The 16,978-nt window shown below is 61.4% G+C and carries 5 protein-coding genes; 2 read left to right on the plus strand and 3 right to left on the minus strand.

Translation table 11 applies throughout. The annotated features are described in order from the left end of the window. Positions 1-42 precede the first annotated feature (42 nt). Positions 43-786 carry an IclR family transcriptional regulator gene (locus KB449_RS25240; RefSeq protein WP_282911007.1) on the minus strand — a complete coding sequence of 248 codons (744 nt, stop codon included), beginning with the start codon at positions 784-786 and terminating at the stop codon, positions 43-45. Positions 787-998: 212 nt separating this feature from the next. Between KB449_RS25240 and KB449_RS25245 the strand changes: the two genes are divergently transcribed. Together KB449_RS25245 and KB449_RS25250 are read left to right on the plus strand one after the other, a co-directional pair. Then, entirely contained in the window at positions 999-2,039 is a 1,041-nt protein-coding gene (locus KB449_RS25245; RefSeq protein WP_282911008.1) for an alpha/beta hydrolase, read from the plus strand. Between the two features lie 82 nt (positions 2,040-2,121). Then, positions 2,122-3,264, plus strand: coding sequence for a superoxide dismutase (locus KB449_RS25250; protein ID WP_282911009.1), 1,143 nt, complete (start codon positions 2,122-2,124; stop codon positions 3,262-3,264). A gap of 116 nt (positions 3,265-3,380) precedes the next feature. Here the strand turns inward: KB449_RS25250 and KB449_RS25255 are convergent, their stop codons facing one another. Both KB449_RS25255 and KB449_RS25260 read right to left on the minus strand, forming a co-directional pair. Continuing rightward, positions 3,381-11,069 carry an S-layer homology domain-containing protein gene (locus tag KB449_RS25255; protein ID WP_282911010.1) on the minus strand — a complete coding sequence of 2,563 codons (7,689 nt, stop codon included), beginning with the start codon at positions 11,067-11,069 and terminating at the stop codon, positions 3,381-3,383. A 130-nt stretch (positions 11,070-11,199) separates the two neighbouring features. After that, a complete protein-coding gene (locus tag KB449_RS25260) occupies positions 11,200-16,386 on the minus strand; it encodes a hypothetical protein (protein ID WP_282911011.1) in 5,187 nt (1,728 codons plus the stop codon). Positions 16,387-16,978 lie beyond the last annotated feature (592 nt).

The raw sequence follows: 16,978 nt of genomic DNA on the forward strand, positions 1-16,978 counted from the left end.
CTCACGGACCCCGAGTCCGCTATTGATGAGCGCGAGCAGCCGCTAGTCGAGCAGCGCGCCCATGCGCGTTGCGGCGCCGACGATCGCCGATGCGCGCTCCTCCATGACGTCCGGCGTAAGCCTGTTCGAAGGGCCCGAGACAGCGAGCGCGGCGTACAGCTTGCCCGTACGGCTGAAGATCGGGGCCGCCAAGGCGGCGGCGCCCGGCTCCCGCTCTTCGAAGCTGGTCGCATAGCCGGCGGCCACGACCTCGTCCAGCTGCTTGGCGTAGGACGGCCCGCGTAGCCCCGCGGGCCATGCCGGATCGCTCAGCAGCGCCTCGCGCGTATTGCGCTCCTCGAACGCCAGCAGCACCTTGCTGGACGCGCCTACGGACAGCGGCAGGCGGATGCCGACCTGCGCGACCCGGCGAATCGCCTGTCTGCTCTGCACCGCCTGAATCCGCACTCGCTCGAGACGATCGCGAATATAGAGGCTGACCGTCTCCCCCATCTGATCCCGCAGCTTCTCCATCTCGCCGATGAGCACGACCGTCGGATCGTCCGACCGCGCGAAATGCGCGGACAGCTCCAGGACGCGCAGCCCCAGCCTATATTTTTCCGTCGCGTCGTCCCGAATGACGAAGCCCTTCTCCTCGAGCGTCGCGAGCAGCCGATGCACGGTGCTCTTGTGCAGCTCGCACTTCGCCGCCAGCTCTGTCAGGCTCCATTCGCTCCCTGTCGTGAAGACGAGCAGGATGTCGAGCGCGCGTTCGACGGCGCGCACGGTTTTCTTTTCCTCTTCCAAAGGGCCCACCTCCGTTTCACCACATGAAACCCTGTTACACACAGTATAACTCACTGCAGTCCCAACGTAAATCTCCAAAGCTAGTATTACAGTTCGATTACATGTACCTAACAAAACGACAAAGTCCGTTGACGCCTTAGGACATAAGCACTAAATTTGAATTATCAGATAATAATGCGCTTTCAGTGCTAGATTGATAGGAGGCGATCCCCATGAGCACCACCGTCCTGACCCCTATGCCTCTTCACGCCGGATCGCTTCACCTCGAAGAAGATTCCCCGCGTCTCACTGCCGCCCGTCGCCTGGCCCGTATTTTCGGCGCCGTCACCGCTTCGCTCGCCTTCGCCGCCGTACTGATCGTCTTCGTACTCTACGGCTATATGAGCTGGCGCTTCACCCACCCGCCCGTCGCCGCGCTTAATACCAACCCGATGTCCGCCATAGGACTGCCCTACGCCGACGTCTCCTTCCCCGCCGCTGGCGGCGGCCGCGAGACCGACGGCTGGTGGATTCCCGCGCAGGCCGACAGCGCCCGCACGGTTGTTCTCAGTCACGGCTTCGGCGCCAACCGCGAGGAGTATTGGGTTCCGATGTACGATATTGCCGCCATGCTGCACAAGCAGAACTACAACGTGCTGATGTTCGACTACGGCTATGCCGACCCAACCGGCAGATCGGCCGCGACGTTCGGCATCGGCGAATCGAAGCAGCTCATCGGCGCCTTGGAATATGCGCGCGCGCAGGGCTCGAGCGAGCTGATCGTCTGGGGCTTCTCCATGGGCGCCGGCACCGCGCTTCAAGCCGCCCTGCAAACGTCCCTGATCGACGGAATGATCCTCGACAGCACCTTCGTGACGAACGCCGATACGATCGCCTACAACCTCAAGCAGTACGGGGCTTTGTCCTCCCGTTTGACGATGAACCTGCTCTCCCTCTTCACGCCGCTCTGGGCGGGCGTTCGGCTCGATCAGATTCCGTCCGACGAGATTCAGTCCACGGCCTACAGCTTCCCGCTGCTGCTGATCCATGGCACGCGGGACGACAAAGCCCCGTACGAAATTTCCGAACGGATCGCCAAGTCGCAGACGAACGCGGACTCTTCCCTCTGGCTTGTTAAGGATGCCATCCATGAGATGGTGTTCCGCACGCATCCGGAGGAATACGTCGCCCGCACCACCGCCTTCCTGCAAACCGTCGATACGGACCTCGCGGCGAGCCGCGCCTCGAATATGGGCATGCTCGAGTCCGCCTGACCCTTTTACCGGAATGGGACAGCTTTCCCCCCGCATACGATGGGAACGAAGCCATCATCAGGGACGAAGGGAGGCTGGTCCAATGCTGCCAGGCAAGCTGCTTGCCCAACTGATCGACAGCAAATGGCGCGAATACCGGCATGCGGAAGCGCTGCTCGAAGCGGTGCCCGATCTGGAGCCGCCTTATGCCGAGCTGCTTCGGCAGTGGGAAGCCGCATTCGGCAGGACGATCTCGGCCGCGCAATTCGCCGCGCAGGAGCAGGCTGCGGACGACGCGCAGGGCATTTACGTCGAAGCGCCTGTCCGAGAGGCAAGGCTTAGGAGCCTGATCGCCGAATCGATGCTCCAGACCCGCGAATTCGGCAAGCACCTGCTGCTCATGGGGAGCGGCAGCGAGGCCGTGCGACGGTTCGGTCGAGATATTCGGCTCCCCGCCGACGATTCCGATTCGGTCGAGAACGGCGACTATACCGGGCCGGAACCCGCGGATGCCGCTCGGGCCCCCGCCGCCAAAAAAGCGGCGGGCCAACCGCAAGGCAGCGGCGCAGGCTCGAATGCAGCCGCGCCGCTATCCGCAGCAGCGAGCCCCGGCTCCGCGCCCGTGCCGATCGGCGGCCACAAACTGCCGCCGCTGCCCTACGCTTACAATGCGCTGGAGCCCTACATCGACGAGAAGACGATGCGCATTCACCACGACAAGCATCACCAGGCGTACGTCGACGACCTGAACAAGGCGGAGCTCAAGCTGGCGGAGGCGAGGCGCAAAAACGACTTCGAGCTCGTCAAGCATTGGGAGCGCGAGCTGGCGTTCAACGGGGCCGGCCATTACCTGCACACGTTGTTCTGGGACACGATGACGCCGGGCGGCGGGGGCAATCCCACCGGCTCTCTCGCGGCTCAAATCGCGAAGGACTTCGGCAGCGTCGACGCCTTCAAGCGGCAGTTCTCCGAAGCGGCCGGCAAGGTCGAAGGAGGCGGCTGGGCGATTCTCGTCTGGAGCCCAAGGGCGCACCGCCTGGAGATCTTGACCGCCGAAAAGCACCAGAACCTGTCGCAATGGGATAACGTGCCGATCCTCCCGCTCGACGTATGGGAGCATGCCTACTACCTCAAGCACCAGAACAAACGGCCCGATTATGTGAAAGACTGGTGGAACGTCGTGAACTGGCCGTACGCCAACGCCCGGTTCGAGGAGGCAAGCAAGCTGAAGTGGCCGCCTTACTGAAGGCGCCAAGACACGCAAAAGCCCCGCCGTACCGAAGCTTGCGCTCGGTATTGCGGGGCTTGCTTTGCTTTATTGCAGGATGGAGGGGCGCGAGTCAGAAAAATCTCGCTGTCTTTTTAATCAATCAAGTTCGCTTTTTGCAGCATTCTGCGGACAGCCGTGGCCAGCTCCGCTCGCGTCATGTTCGCTTTTGGCGCTAGCTTGTCCGCCGTCTGTCCGGCGATGACGCCCGAGGCGACGGCAGCCGCGATGCCTTCCTTCGCCCAGGCCGATGCCTGGGACACATCCTTGAAGCGGCCTAGCGGTCCTGCTGCTCCATTGGCGCCCGGCGCCGCGTCCGCGCCGGCCAGCTTCATCGCCTTCGCGAGAATGATCATCGCTTGCTCGCGCGTGATCTTGTCGCCCGGGCCGAATCGGCCGTCGCCGTAGCCGCCGATCAAACCGTACCCGCTAGCCGCGCGAACGGCATCGTAGTACCACGCCTGGCGGGACACGTCCGTAAATGACGTCCGGTCGTCCGCCGAGGTCTTAAGCCCAAGCGCCTTGACGAGGATCGCCGCGAACTCCGCCCGCGTCATCGGGCTGCCGGGCTTAAACGTGCCGTCTCCGCCGCCCGACACGATCAGCCTCGAGGCCAGGTCGCCGATCGCTTCAGACGCCCAGTGACCCGCGGTATCCGTGAACTTGCGTTCGCTGCGCACAACGGCGTAGAGACTGTTCGTCAAGCTGGACATTTGCGCATAATATTGCCCTTCTCTGACCGACACCTTGGTCGGCACCTGGCGAAGGCTGCCGTCCGCCTCCAGCACGACCGCCGTCGTGAAGTCTTTTTCGGTCTTGCCGGCCGGCAGCGGAATTTCTCTTGGCGCGAACGCCGCGAGCCGCTCGATCGCCTTGGTCGCGCCGCCTGCGGCAGCCGTGAGCGAAAAGCTCGCGGGCGCGCCGACAAGCGCGATGCCCGGACTGTCGCCGGCTTTGCCGGCAAGGGCCAGCTCGGCGTCGGAGGGCTTCGCCACCGACAGCGTGATCGCGATATCCTTGAGCTCGATGCCCGGATACGCCTTCCGGAGCGCCGCCAGATCGATCGCGCCTGCCGGCAAGGTATACCGCCCGCTATCCGATTCAATGTCCAGCGCGACGTCTTTTTCCTGGAGCACCCGAACCAGCTCGGCATCAAGCCGGAAGGCCAGCTGCTTGATATTACCCTTGATCGGCAGCGACAGCGTCTTGCTTCCGCTTTCGACCGCCGCAAGCAGCGCTTCCCGCACCGGCTTCGCCAGAATGTCCAGGCCGCCGTCCGTCTTCTTGATGTCGGCCTCGATCAAGCCTTGCGTCAATGCGCCGCCCAGCAGAATCGGCAGCTTCACGTTGGCGCCGCCTTCTCCGAGATCGATCTCGGTGCCGCCAATGACGATCTTGCCGTCCGGCAGGCTCGGCTTCGCGACCGACTCGTAGACGTACGCCCTTGCAGGCGCCGACACCGCCGTCGCCAGCTTCGGCGCATCGGACGTCCGCTTCGCCACGACGACGCGGTCGCCGTCCTTCGCTTCGATGACGCCGTCGGCCGGAAGCGGGCTCCATGTCGAGATGTCCTGCTCGAACACAGGGAGCTGCACCTGCTTGGCGTCCGCGTACACTCTGTACGCCAGCTCGCTGCCTGCCATATTGCCGCCGTGTCCCTTGTCGGTTACGATGACCCGCGTTTCGTCTTTTTTGCCCGTGCCCGCCGTTACCGCGCGGATCGTCGCCATCTCGGTCGGCGCGGATTCGCCTTCCGCCGCTTCGACCGCGACGACATCGGTGCCCGATACCGTCAGGCCTTCCCACGGCTCGTAGGCGGCCGTGATCAATGCGCTGCCGGCCTTGCGGCCCGCCAGCTTGCCGTCCTCGGACAGATTGACGTTGGCGTCTCCCATGTCCACGGAGAAGCTCAGCTTCGCGCTGTCCGCTTTTTCCTTGCTGCCGTCCGTATATTCGACGACCGCTTCAAGCTGAACGGGGCTGCCGCCTGCGACGAGCGTATCCGGCAGCTTCAGCGACAGCTTTCTAGGCAGCTTCAGGTCGTCGTTGAACGCTTCGACGACGGCGCTGTTCGCATTGCCCGCGGCATCCTTCGATTCGATTCGCAGCGCGACCGTCTTGGTCGCAGACGTGACCTTTATATCCTTCGCGAACTCGCCTTTGTCGTCCGGCTTGAACGCGGCCAGCACCTCGTCCGTGTCGGCGTTCGTCACCGTCACCGCGGCGTCCGTATTCGTCGTTCCCTTAAGCGCGAGCTTGCCGCCGGCGATCCGGTAGCCGCTCTCCGGCGTATCGAGGTAAATCATCGGCGCCGTCGTGTCGACCGTAAGATAGAGCATCGTCACGCCGTAATCGCCGGTCGTTTTATTGCGCGCGTGCAGCTCCACGGCATAAGTGCCGTCCGTGTCGAAGCCCGCCAGCGACAGCTTGCCGCTGTGCCCCGTGCCCGCCAGCTCGGCGCTGCCGAGCGCGCCGCCGTCCGCGTCGACGGCTTCGACCACAACGCCGGCTTGATCCGCGCTCAGCGCGAGCTCGTGCTTGCCGCCCGCGACCGTCAGGTCGTACCGCCCGTTCGCGGCCGGCTTGCCGTCGATCGAGAGCGTCGGCTTGGACGGCTTCGGCAGCAGCTTGCTGCCGGAATACACCGTCTCCGAGTAGCGCATGTTGTCGCTCGCGCCGTCCTGCTCGTTCGGCACCCGCACCGTCGTCACGCCGACGCTGTACATTTTGCCCGTTTCCAGACCGGTATAGCGGTCCTGCACGTTCTCCATGACGATGCCGCCGTTCGCGTCGCGCATCAGCGAGCCGCTCTCGTCCAGCTTCGGCTTGCCGACGAGCGTCCAGCCGCCGACATTCAAGCGGTAGCGTCCGTTCTTGAGCGAGCTCTCCAGCTGGTCCTCGGTGTACATGACTTCGCCGAACGGCTCGTACAGCCGGCCTTTGTCGTCCAGCGCCGTGAGGAGATAGCCGTACTGCGCATCCTCTTGGCCCGCCTTCTTGACGGCCTGCGGGAACTCGACCTCGAATTGGCCGTTGCCCGCCGCCTTCAAGCCGACTTCGCCGACCGCCGCAGGCGCCAGCCCGTCGACGAGCTTGAAGGGATCTGCCGATGTCAGCGCGGAAAATGCAGTCTCTGTCTTGAGCTCCGTGCGCAGGTAATAATCGCCCTGACGCAGCAAGCCCCGGATATCGGCGCCGTCCAGCGATGCCACCCTGCGCACGTCGATCGTCAGCTCGCCCGAAGCGGTGCCGTCCGGACCGATGTCCCCGGCCTTCACAGCAATGTCCCTGGCGATCAGCAGGCCCGGGTCGATCTCCGCCGTCGGGTCCGGCCGCTCGGACAGCTTGTCCTTGGACAGATACAGGCTGACCGTGTCGCCTGGCGACGCGTTCTTGACCGTCCAGCTTGCTTTGAATACATCCTTGTCGGACTGCGTCTCGATCGCCGTATCCGTCAGCGACGCCTGAACCGGCAGGTTCATCAGCTTCGTGCGGATCTGCTGATCCGACGTCAGCGTCCAGCGGCCGGTCTTGGCCTCGTCTGCCGGAACCGCGATATACAGCCTGCGCACGTCCGTCGATTGCAGCGCATCCAGCTTCGTCGCCTTCGTGCCGTCAGGCTTAAGTTCGCCTTCCTTGACTGCTTTGACGATCTGCTCGAAGGCCGTCGCGTTCGGCGTGGCGCCCGGATTGGCGACATCCCCCACGACGATATCGTAGCTGCTGCCGTCCGCCCGCTTGAAGGTAAGCTTCGGACGCTTCGTCTCGAAGTATTCGACCTCAAGCAGCGCGTCTCCGGACACCTTGTCCATCGGAATGCTGTGCACCTTGGAGCCGTTCGACGTGACGATGCCGCCGATGCCGATGTTCTGCGAGCCGTCGTCGATGATATCGACGCCTTCGCCGACCGCCGTGTACTTGATCTCCTGTTGTTCGGGCTCCTCGTTTTTCCAGGACGTCGCAATGACGCTCGCGCCATTGCCGATCGCCATGACCCGCGGCCCGAGCTCAGGATCCTGGACAAGCAGGTACATGAGCGCGTCCTTGTCCTCCACGGAGCCGTTCGTGCCGAACTCGATGCCGCCGCCCCAATAATACGTAATCCCGAGCGTCACGAACAGCAAGGTGATGCCCGCCCATACTTTGTCGTTGTTGGCGCCGGCACGCACGCCGAAGCCGATGCCGCCGACGACCGGGACGCTGCTCGGCACCTGAATCTTCGAGCTGATCATGCCCTCGAAGTCCGTGCGATGCTTCTCCAGGTTTTGACCGATGAACAGGCTGGCTTTGCCGACGATAATGTCCCACCCGCCGATATCGACCGTTGCGCGTGCCGAGAGGAACATCGGGGTCACCCATTGGGTCTGGATGAGCGCTTCGGTCAGCATCTTGAGGACGTCGTCGCCCTCGCCGAGTCCGAGCGAGCCGGCGACCTTGAAGCCGGTCGTCTTCAGCGTGAGATCGACCGCGCCGCTGAACACAGCGGGCTTCACGCCCATCTTCATGTCGATGCCGGCTTCGAGCGTCAGCGGCACGTTGTGCTGGCCGCCCGCGATCGTGTTCGCGAGCTCACGGATCGCGCCGCGAATGCTCGTAATATAAGTCGCGACGCCGACGGCGACGCCCGGATCGGGCAGATCGCTGCCGAAGGCGATGACGTCGGGCAGAATGCGCCCGTCCGCCACCTGCTTGAACGCCAGCTCCGCATTGATCGACATGACATTTTCCAGCTTGGCCTCGAAGTTGATGCCGTAGGTGTTTTCGACGCCATACTTGTTCGGATCCTTGAAATGCGTAATGTCGATGCCCCCGCCGACCGAGTCGTCGCCGTCCGGCTTGAACAGGCCGATCGACTTGTCCAGCTTGAACTTGAGCGAGGTCTCGATGCCGACGAAGCCCGATTGGTTGAACATGACGTTCTTGACTTCCCCGTCGACGATGTACAGCTTGACGGCACCGCCGAACGATACCCCGTCCTGGCGGAGAATGAAGTCCGACAGCTGCAGGCCGAAGCCGGATACGGAGAAGCTCGGCGTCGCGAACAAGGTATGCTTGTTAAAAAATACGTTGGACACGAGCAAGTTCTGATACGGGTTGATCGCGTCTCCGATCAGGCCGTTCGCCCAGCTCAGGTTGCCGTTTACCGAATCGTCCTGCGGATTTCTGGCCTCCTCCCACGCCTCCTGCTCGGGCGACGTATCCGCCAGCCCGGTGCCTAGCGTCTTGTCGAAGCCGTTGTAAAAATCGATCGTCCATTCGCCCTTGTGGAACACGAACCCGCTGTTGGCCACGCTGAGCGTGCCATCGCCGGACGCGTACAGCGTATGCAGGAACGGCGTGTCCGTGCTGACGCTAATACGGGAAGCAAGCGCAAAGTCGCCCGCCGGGAACGTCAGGTCCTTGCCCTTGTAGGCGACGCTCTTGTTGATGATCGCCGGCTCGGTATCCGTGTTCACCGTATACTGCGCGTTCTCTCCCTCGCCGGACAGCACAATATTGCCTCTGACCTCGAGCACGATTTCCTGCCCTTCGTCCTCTTCCTGGAGCGAAGCCGCGAACGCTTCGAACTCGGCCTCCGTTGCGAAGGCTTTGATGCCGTATACGGGCACGGCGGCCATGTCGACCGCTTTGTCGAGGCTAAGCTTCGGATTGATGCGCTTGGCCGCCGCAGCAATCGCCTTGCTCGCAGCTGCCAGCACCGCTTTGTCCGATAACAGCTTGGCGCTGAACGCGCCGCCGTCGAGGCCGCCGTAGTCGGCGGGCAGCGCTGCGGCGAAATGCGCCTGGTCCGGGCTGCCCGTCAAGTCGAGCAGCATTTTGTAGACGGCCAGCACGCCGGCCTTGCGGACGCGCGTCTCTTCGTTCTGTCCGACCTGGAACGTCTGTTCCGTCTTGAAGCTCAGCGCCTCCGCGACGTCCGGAACCGACTTGTCCTTGAAGTCCACGGACACGGCATACTCGCCGAGCGGCAGCTCCTGCGCGTTGATCGTTCCGATCGTCAGTCCGTCGGCGTCCACCTTGTCTCCGCCGCGGAACGAGACGCGCATGTCGCCGGCGAAGCCGTTGCCGAGCGGCTGCGTCTTGACAGACTGGGACACGGGAACCTTGTAGCGGTCTCCGTTTTTAACATTGACCAAATAAAGATCGAAGTTCGCCGCCGCGCCCGTCTCCTGATTGCCCGGATCGTAGGCCGCGATGTTCGATACGTTCACCGAGATGAGCTTGTCGTCCTTGTAGAAGGTCTCCTTCGGCGTCATGCCGTACACGATCGTCGGACGCAGCTCGCCCACCGGCGGCAAAAAGACGAAGTTCGACTTCGACGATTCGTAGATCGCGCGGATCTCAGCCTCCTGCGCCTTCCCGGCCTCCGCTACCTTGTCCTCGAGCTTGGCCTCGGTCTCCGGGCTGCTGACGGTGACCAGGTACTGACGCGTCGTCGGCCAAGGCTTCCCGCTGGCCTTGACACGCCATTTCGCGGCGATCGTCTCGCCCGGCTTGTAAGGGATGACCTCGATGCCCTGAGCGGCTTCCTCCGGTGGAATTTCCTTGCGGAATTCCATCGTCTGCGATCTCGCGCCCAATTCCTTGCCGTTTTCGTCCACGAACGACAGCCCGTTCTCGAGACTGATCGTGACCTTGATCTTGCTATGCGTCATATCGAACATCGCGAGATTCTCGATCTCCGCGTTGATCTCGAAGATGCCGTCGCCGACATAGCCGGTCTCGTCCGCGTTCGTCTCGAGCTTCTGGACCGGGTCCAGATAGCGGATGTCGAACACCTTGTCCGGCACGACGATCTCGCCCAGTCCGTAAACGACCTCGTAGGTCTGGCTTTCCCCCGCCTTTATCGCGGCCGGCTCCCAATAATAGGCGACCGCGGTGTCGGCCGTGCCGTACGTGTTGGTATCGGTCGTGAAGTCCAGGTTCTCATTCGGCTCGTAAGCCCACTTGGTGGCGGCCAACCCGCTCCAGTGGCCGACGATCATCTCGTCGACGATATGGATGCCGCCCTCGAACAGGTTGTTGAAGCCGTAGGCGATCACGTTCGTCGCAAGCGGATTGGACAGGTCCAGCTTGTCGCGCATGACCCAGTAAGCGGGCAGCTTGTGCAAATTGTACGCCTGCTCGTCCTTTTCGATATCGTAGCCGAGCTTCTCGGGCTCGTGCACGAGCTTGCGCTCGACGGTCAGCGGCTGCCGGTAGTTTTGTCCGATCTGAAAAGCGGGACCGTCGTTGCCGCCCACGGACGTATCGAGCAGCACGCGCGTGCCGACTTCGACCGACGCTTTGGTCGTGTTGTCGACTTTGTAGGAGATGCGGGCGTTGCCGGCGTTTTCCAGATCGTCGCCCAATATGAGGGTGATGACCTGGCTGATCCGGATGCCCTTGATTGTCCATACGGTGATCAGGCTCTCGGTGCCGTCCGCGTTGCGGACGGTCTCGGGTACGCTGACTTCGGAAAACCATTCGGGCGCCAGCTTGTACGGGTTCCCGAAAATAAAGTCAATGCCGTCGATTTTAAACGTCGTGAAGGAGCTCTCCGGATTGTCTCCGCCGAACGTCAGCTCCATGCCGTTGTCCTTCTTGCGGATCGGCTGTCCGTCCACGGTCCGCACGCTGAACCTTCCGGTCGCGTTGTCGACGGTCGCCTTGACGAATTCGTTCTGGATCGATGTCGTCTTCGGCGCGGCGACGACAGCGGCGATCGCGTGCAGCGGAATGCTCGATAGCAGCATCGCGACGGCGATCACGGCCGCGATCGCTCTGTACGCCTGTTTCTTCATTGCAAAGTCTCCTCTTTAGCCGCTATATGCTCCGTTCCCTCCCGGAGACGCGGCTTTCGAATGGGTCGATCGCTCGCTAGACGGTTAGATCGTGTTGGCTCATTTGGGCGAATCGCTTGCTAGCGTTCGTTTACTTTACCTTGCTGACGAGCAGCGTCGCGTAGATTTGCTCCCGCTCCTGGTTGCGCACGATGATGGTATACCATCCGGCTTTCGGCAGCTGCACGGTGAAATTGCCGCTCAGGAGCTGCTCGTAGGTGAGCTTCGTCGCGATATATTTCAGCTGGCCTTCGCGCACCAGCCCCGGCACGTACAGCAGATCGAACGTACCCGCTTCGTTCTCGAGCTTGCCGCCTCCGGTTCGAACGATGTTGAAGTTCTCTACCTTGAACGTCACGGTCGCCGTATTCAGAATCGCGGTCTCCGTCTCCGCCTCGGAGAGCGGGATGCCGTTCGCGGTGACGAACATGCCGTCCGTCGCGGTGACGTAGACGAGCTGCGTCGCATAGCCTTCGTTGCCCACCTGGTCGACCGCGATATACTTCACGGTGTGCTTGCCCGGCTTCGACAGGTCCGGCACGGTGTCGACGTACTGGCCGTTTTCGAGCCTCTGCTCGACGACGCGAACGGCAATATCCTCGGCCGCGGACAGATTGTCGGACACTTCGTAGCCGCCGAGACCGGCGATAACGTCAAAGTCCGGCTTCGCTTGCATAATGGAAACCGACGGCTTGTTCAGCTTGATCTCGGGCGCCTTATTGTCCAGACCTTCGACCGTAAGCGCATAAACGTAACGGTTGCCAAGCTTGTCGGTCAGTACGAGCGACTTCTTGCCGTTGTCCGTATAATCGCCGCCGAATTCGGATACCGGCACGCCGCTTACGGACACCGTATTGCCCTGCACAGGCGGCGAAGCAAGCTCCAGCGAGATGCGGATCTTGCCTTTGGAATACACCTTTCCGTCGATGGTAACGGTTTTCCCGCCCGGAATCGCGTTGCCTTCCGCGTCGACCCGGCTCGCCGACACGCGCTTGATTTTCGGAATGGCGCTTGCCACGCTTGTCAGCTTGACCGATTCGACCGTCGTCGTATTGCCCGCCGCATCCGCAATCGTGAAGGTAGCCGCGCCGTTCTGCCGGACGACGATCGAGGCGTCATTGGTGCCGGCGCTGTTGCCGACGACCTGATAATCCTGCTGCTGCCCCGTCTTCGGCCTGACCTCGGCCACGACGAGGTTGGCGGCAATCACGTTGTCCGTCGTCGGAAATGCGTAGAACTTGTGCTCTCCGGCATCATCGTAGCCGTAGCCGGAGCTGTCGACGACGACTTCCTTGCCATCGAAGGAGATGAGGGCGAGCATATCGGGACGATCGTAATGAAGCACGACGTCGGCTTCCGGCGGCGTATTGTCGATGTTGCCGACGACCGCTTCCGCCGTTCCGGCGAACCCGACCGCATCCTCGTATTCGAACGTAAAGGAGCCGTTTTCCTTGAACGTTTTCGTAGACTTGTCGAGATTCGTGATGCGGATCGGCTTGCTCGACTGCAGGCTGGCGACGACGCTGCCGCTCGTCTTGGCGATCTTGGAGTACTTGACGGATACGACCGGCGGCGTGTCGTCAAAGTTGGAGACGACGATGAACACGGTCGACGACTTGCCTCCGTCTTCCACGGCAAAAGAGTAGCTGCCGTTCTGATAGACGCGGTACCGCTTGCCCGCTTCGATCGTCTCCGGCATCTCCGGATTCGCTTCCGTCGGCGCCAGCGTCTTGCCGTCCGTCTCATCGAACACGATGTCGAGCCCGTCGTTCTGCCCGCCTTCCGCGCGCTTGTCGCCGCCCCGGACGGGCTCGATCTTGTCGAGCGACGCGAGCGCATAAGCGGGCGCATCCTGCAGACGGACGCCAGGCGAATAGAGCTCGCTAATGTTGGTGCCGTAGTAGCCTTTGAACTTCACCTTGATGTTGTTCTTAAGATCGGTCGCGTTGTTCGTGTCGACCGGCACCCCAATGTAGTTTGTGTACGGGCGCCAGGTGCTCCAGTTGTCCCCGCCGTTGGTGGAGACGGAATAGAAATAGCCGACCTGCGAAGGCACGTCAATGCCGAGTTGGAGAATGGCCGAGTAGCCTTCCGTCTTGTCGCCTGCGACATAGATCAGGTCCGCGCTGCCGACCGGCGGCTCGTCGCTGAGCAGGAAGGTTGCGAACAAGCCGCTCGTCTTGTAGATCTTGCCGTTGCCGAGACTGTCCTTGGCATATACGTACAGCCGATAATTGCCGTTGTCTGCCTTGTCTTCTACGGTCAGCTTGATGTCTCCGTCCTCCGGCGACTGGCGCCAGCCTTCCGAAGCTTCCGTCGGCGCTTGTTCGGTCTCGCCCTCTTTGACCTTGATCCATTGGTACAAAATGTTCTTGCTGGCGACGCCGGCGAAGTCGACGAGCGTATCCTCGACTGCGATCGTCACGCTTTGCTCGGGCATCGGATACAGGTAACCTTGCGAGCCAAACGTCACGGTCGGCGGCAGATGGTCGAACTTGTACTCCTGATAGTAGTAATAGTAACGGTTCATGTCTTTTTGCTTGACGCGAATATGCGCATAGACGGTGCCGTTCTTGGTTTTATCTGCGGGGATCTGATATTTGAAGCCCGTCTCGCCCTTCAGCGTCGCATCCTCCGGCGCAGCGGAGACCGGCTGCCATCCGCCGTCCGGCCTTGAAGAGGTGTCCGTGTATTGATACGCCACGGAATCGACCGGAACGCCGGCGATCGTGAAGTGCGGTCCGTCGTTGATGGCATACGTGCCGGGATAGCGCTGGAACTCGTTGAAAATGACGAGCACGTCCGCCTCCTGCAGGCGCGACTCCTTGACGTTGCCGGCGATATCGGTGGCTCGAACATACAACGCGTACTTGCCGCCTTTGTCGATCGCGGGATCGCCGAGCGTCGCCACGGTCGCCGAGCCTTGACCGTTAAGGTTCGCTTCCTGCCAGCCGCCGGCTGCCGGGGAGGCATCCGCCTTTACGAACTGATACTGTACCTTCCCGTCCTTGATCGTCGAAGTCGGATCCCAGGCTTTGAACGTCAGACGGACGTTGTCCGTCATGTTGTCCGCCACGCTGCCGGCTTCGATCTCGGGAAGATCGTTGTCGAGCGTGATCGCCGCGCGATGGTACGACCAGTTCGAGTCGTCCCGGCTGAAGTCGGACAGCGGCCATTGCGCGAGATCGTCGTACTGCGCGAGCTTCGGCATGATGTTCTGCCGGAAGTTCGTCTCGGTGTCGGCCGGCGTCGCGTCCGGATGCTCCGCCAGATATGCCGCCCGCTCGACGGCGCCCTTGTCGTACTGCATCAGTTGCCGCGACGAATCCCAGGTCATGTCCGCGGTCCAAGTATGCAGATACCAGGTGCCGCTTTGACCTTGCGCTTCCGGCGGCAGCGATACCGTCGTACCGTTTTGCCCGACGCTAAGCTCGACATTTTCGAAGCCGCTCGGGTACAGATCTTCGGACGGCTGCTTTTGCGTCAACGAATAGCGTTTGACGGCGGCGAAGTTGTCGTTTTTGTTCGCGAACGGATCGTCCGGACTTTGGCTCAGCCAGTAGTAGACAAGTCCGGAGCCGCTGCCGGGACGGAACAACCCCTTGCTCGGTTGTCCGTTCAAGTCGGGATCGTAGGCGTTGATCGTAAATGAGCCGCCCTTGACGTACTGTCCCTCGGGCACTTCGGTCCCCTTTTCGTTTTTGTACACGTAATTGACGAGCGGCGCGGTATTGTCGATGGACAGGTCTGCCCATGCGATCGACTTGACCGACTCGATCAGGTAGTTATGCGCATAATCCCATAGCGCCTTGCCGTCGCCGGGATTGGACGGGTGCTCGAGCGCCTTCGTATTCAAGGCGTTCGTCTCGACCGTCGTGCCGTCCGGCACGACTGCCGTGAACGTCCAGACGTCGCTGTTCGAGCCGCTTGTATACGCTGCGGTCATGCCGTTGGCGAACGACAGCTGGGTCGACTCGAGCGGCGCGTTGGCGGCGACGACCTTCTCGTTCAAGTTGACGTTAAAGCTGACGCTCCGTCCTTTATTCAGCACGAGGCCGGTGAGGATATTCGGTTGAACGCCGTTGCGTACGGCGGAGTATTGCGGCGGACGGGCGTCGACGATCGTCCGGTAGGTGCCGCCTGGGGCGGCATTGTCCGCCAGCGGACTGGTGCCGATGCTGCCGAGCGTCTGCACCGGGTTGCCGGCGCCGTCGACGAAGGCCGCATCGTTGATCCGCTGCAGCAGCGTCGGACGCTCGTCGTCGGACGACTTGGTCAGACGCGCAGGATCCAGCGGCACGTTGCCCGTGCTGTCGTTGGCCGCGGCCGTATATTTCATGTTAAAGGTGGTGCGCGAGTTATTGTTTAAAGTCAGTGCGCCCGAGCTGAAGCCGTCGAAGCCGGCGTCCGCGCTCTTCAAGTAGTAAGTGGAAGGCGTGAATCCGTCTCCGCCCGGATTGCTGTACAGCTCGGTGCGCATGAGGCTGTATTTGTTGTCGACCTTGTCCGAAGCCAACTCGGCCATGGAGGGGAACACCGGCTCGCTGAAGTTGAGCGCCATATTCATGTAGGCGTCCTGCTTCAGGAACAGCTCGTTTTTTTGTACGGCCGGATCGTCGTTGAATCGGACGGCGCCGTCGGTCGTGAAGGTATTGCCGTTGTATGCAGGTGCGTCGATGTCGGCGAAGTAGAGCTGAACATCCTGGATAACGCCTGCGCTGAGCCCGTGGAAAAAATATACGGTGATCGTATCCGTCGCTCCGAACGAAATCCAGCCGGTATTGATTCTCCCGCCGTCCTGGATCGAACCGCTTGACTTGGAGCTGCCGTTGATGCTGACCCCGTAGCTGAGGACCCAGCCGTCCAGCTTCCCCGTCCGCAGCATGAGCTTCGCCGTGCCGCCCTGTGCGAGTCGTTTGAGCGAAGGATTATCGGCAACCTTGATGTCGGCCTCGAAGACGTTTGCATCCCAGCTTGCGAATTCAACCGAGTTGTTGGTATACGACTTGACATCCGACCGCGTCACCTTTGTGCCCGCCGCCTTGGCCTTGAACAGGCCGAAGTTGTTCGCCTCGTCCAGCGTAAAGCTGTTGCTCCAGCTCGTCATGTTCTCGCGATTGACGATTTTGCCCCCGCCGCCCGGGATATAAATATCCATATAAGACGGCGCCGCCGCGGCTGCGGCAGGCAGCGAGCCTCCATAGCTTAGCGGCCAGCACAAAGCGACGGCCAGCGCGGCCGCCATTATTTTTGCGAATATCGAATGCCGTTGCGTCATTCCCGTTCCCCCTGAATCCTGTTCTGATGTCTGCCACGAAAAATGGAAAGTTTACATCGTAAACTAGTTTAATAAATGACACTTAAAAAACGCTAAAAAATAAGGAATAAATTACCTTTAAAAAGTTGATTTGCGAAAACGCCTATTGATGGCTCATCCGACAACCGTTCCTAGGGGCACACGTAATCCCGCCCGCGTATTGCCGCCCACGTATTGCCGCCCGCATATTGCCGCCCTCGTACGCCGCCTGCGTAATCCCACCCACGTAATCCCGCCCGCGTCAGCCCGACCTCGTATTGCCGCCCGCGTAATCCCGCCCTCGTATTGCCGCCCGCGTCTTCCCTTGCCGCAATGCCTGCAAATATACATCTTTTTTTATCGATGTCGACCCTTTTGTACTGAATAGATGCCAAAACGCAGTTATTTCCCTTCATCAGTCGGAATTCCGGCTTGCGCTTTGGATTTACCTGCACATTTGCAGGTATTTCATCACGTGTCACACATCGGCAGAAAATACATGTTCAAATGCAGGTTTTTCGCCCTGCCAAACTTCAGAAGAAGCTCCGACACGCCGATAAGTGCGAGCGCCTGT

The sequence above is a fragment of the Cohnella hashimotonis genome (assembly GCF_030014955.1).
In the GTDB taxonomy this organism is placed as follows: Bacteria; Bacillota; Bacilli; order Paenibacillales; family Paenibacillaceae; genus Cohnella; species Cohnella hashimotonis.

Bases quoted from the DNA above. Each gene is read 5' to 3' on its own strand.
- KB449_RS25255 (WP_282911010.1), bottom strand. From the start codon at position 11,069: ATGAAGAAACAGGCGTACAGAGCGATCGCGGCCGTGATCGCCGTCGCG.
- KB449_RS25245 (WP_282911008.1), top strand. From the start codon at position 999: ATGAGCACCACCGTCCTGACCCCTATGCCTCTTCACGCCGGATCGCTT.
- KB449_RS25260 (WP_282911011.1), bottom strand. From the start codon at position 16,386: ATGACGCAACGGCATTCGATATTCGCAAAAATAATGGCGGCCGCGCTG.
- KB449_RS25250 (WP_282911009.1), top strand. From the start codon at position 2,122: ATGCTGCCAGGCAAGCTGCTTGCCCAACTGATCGACAGCAAATGGCGC.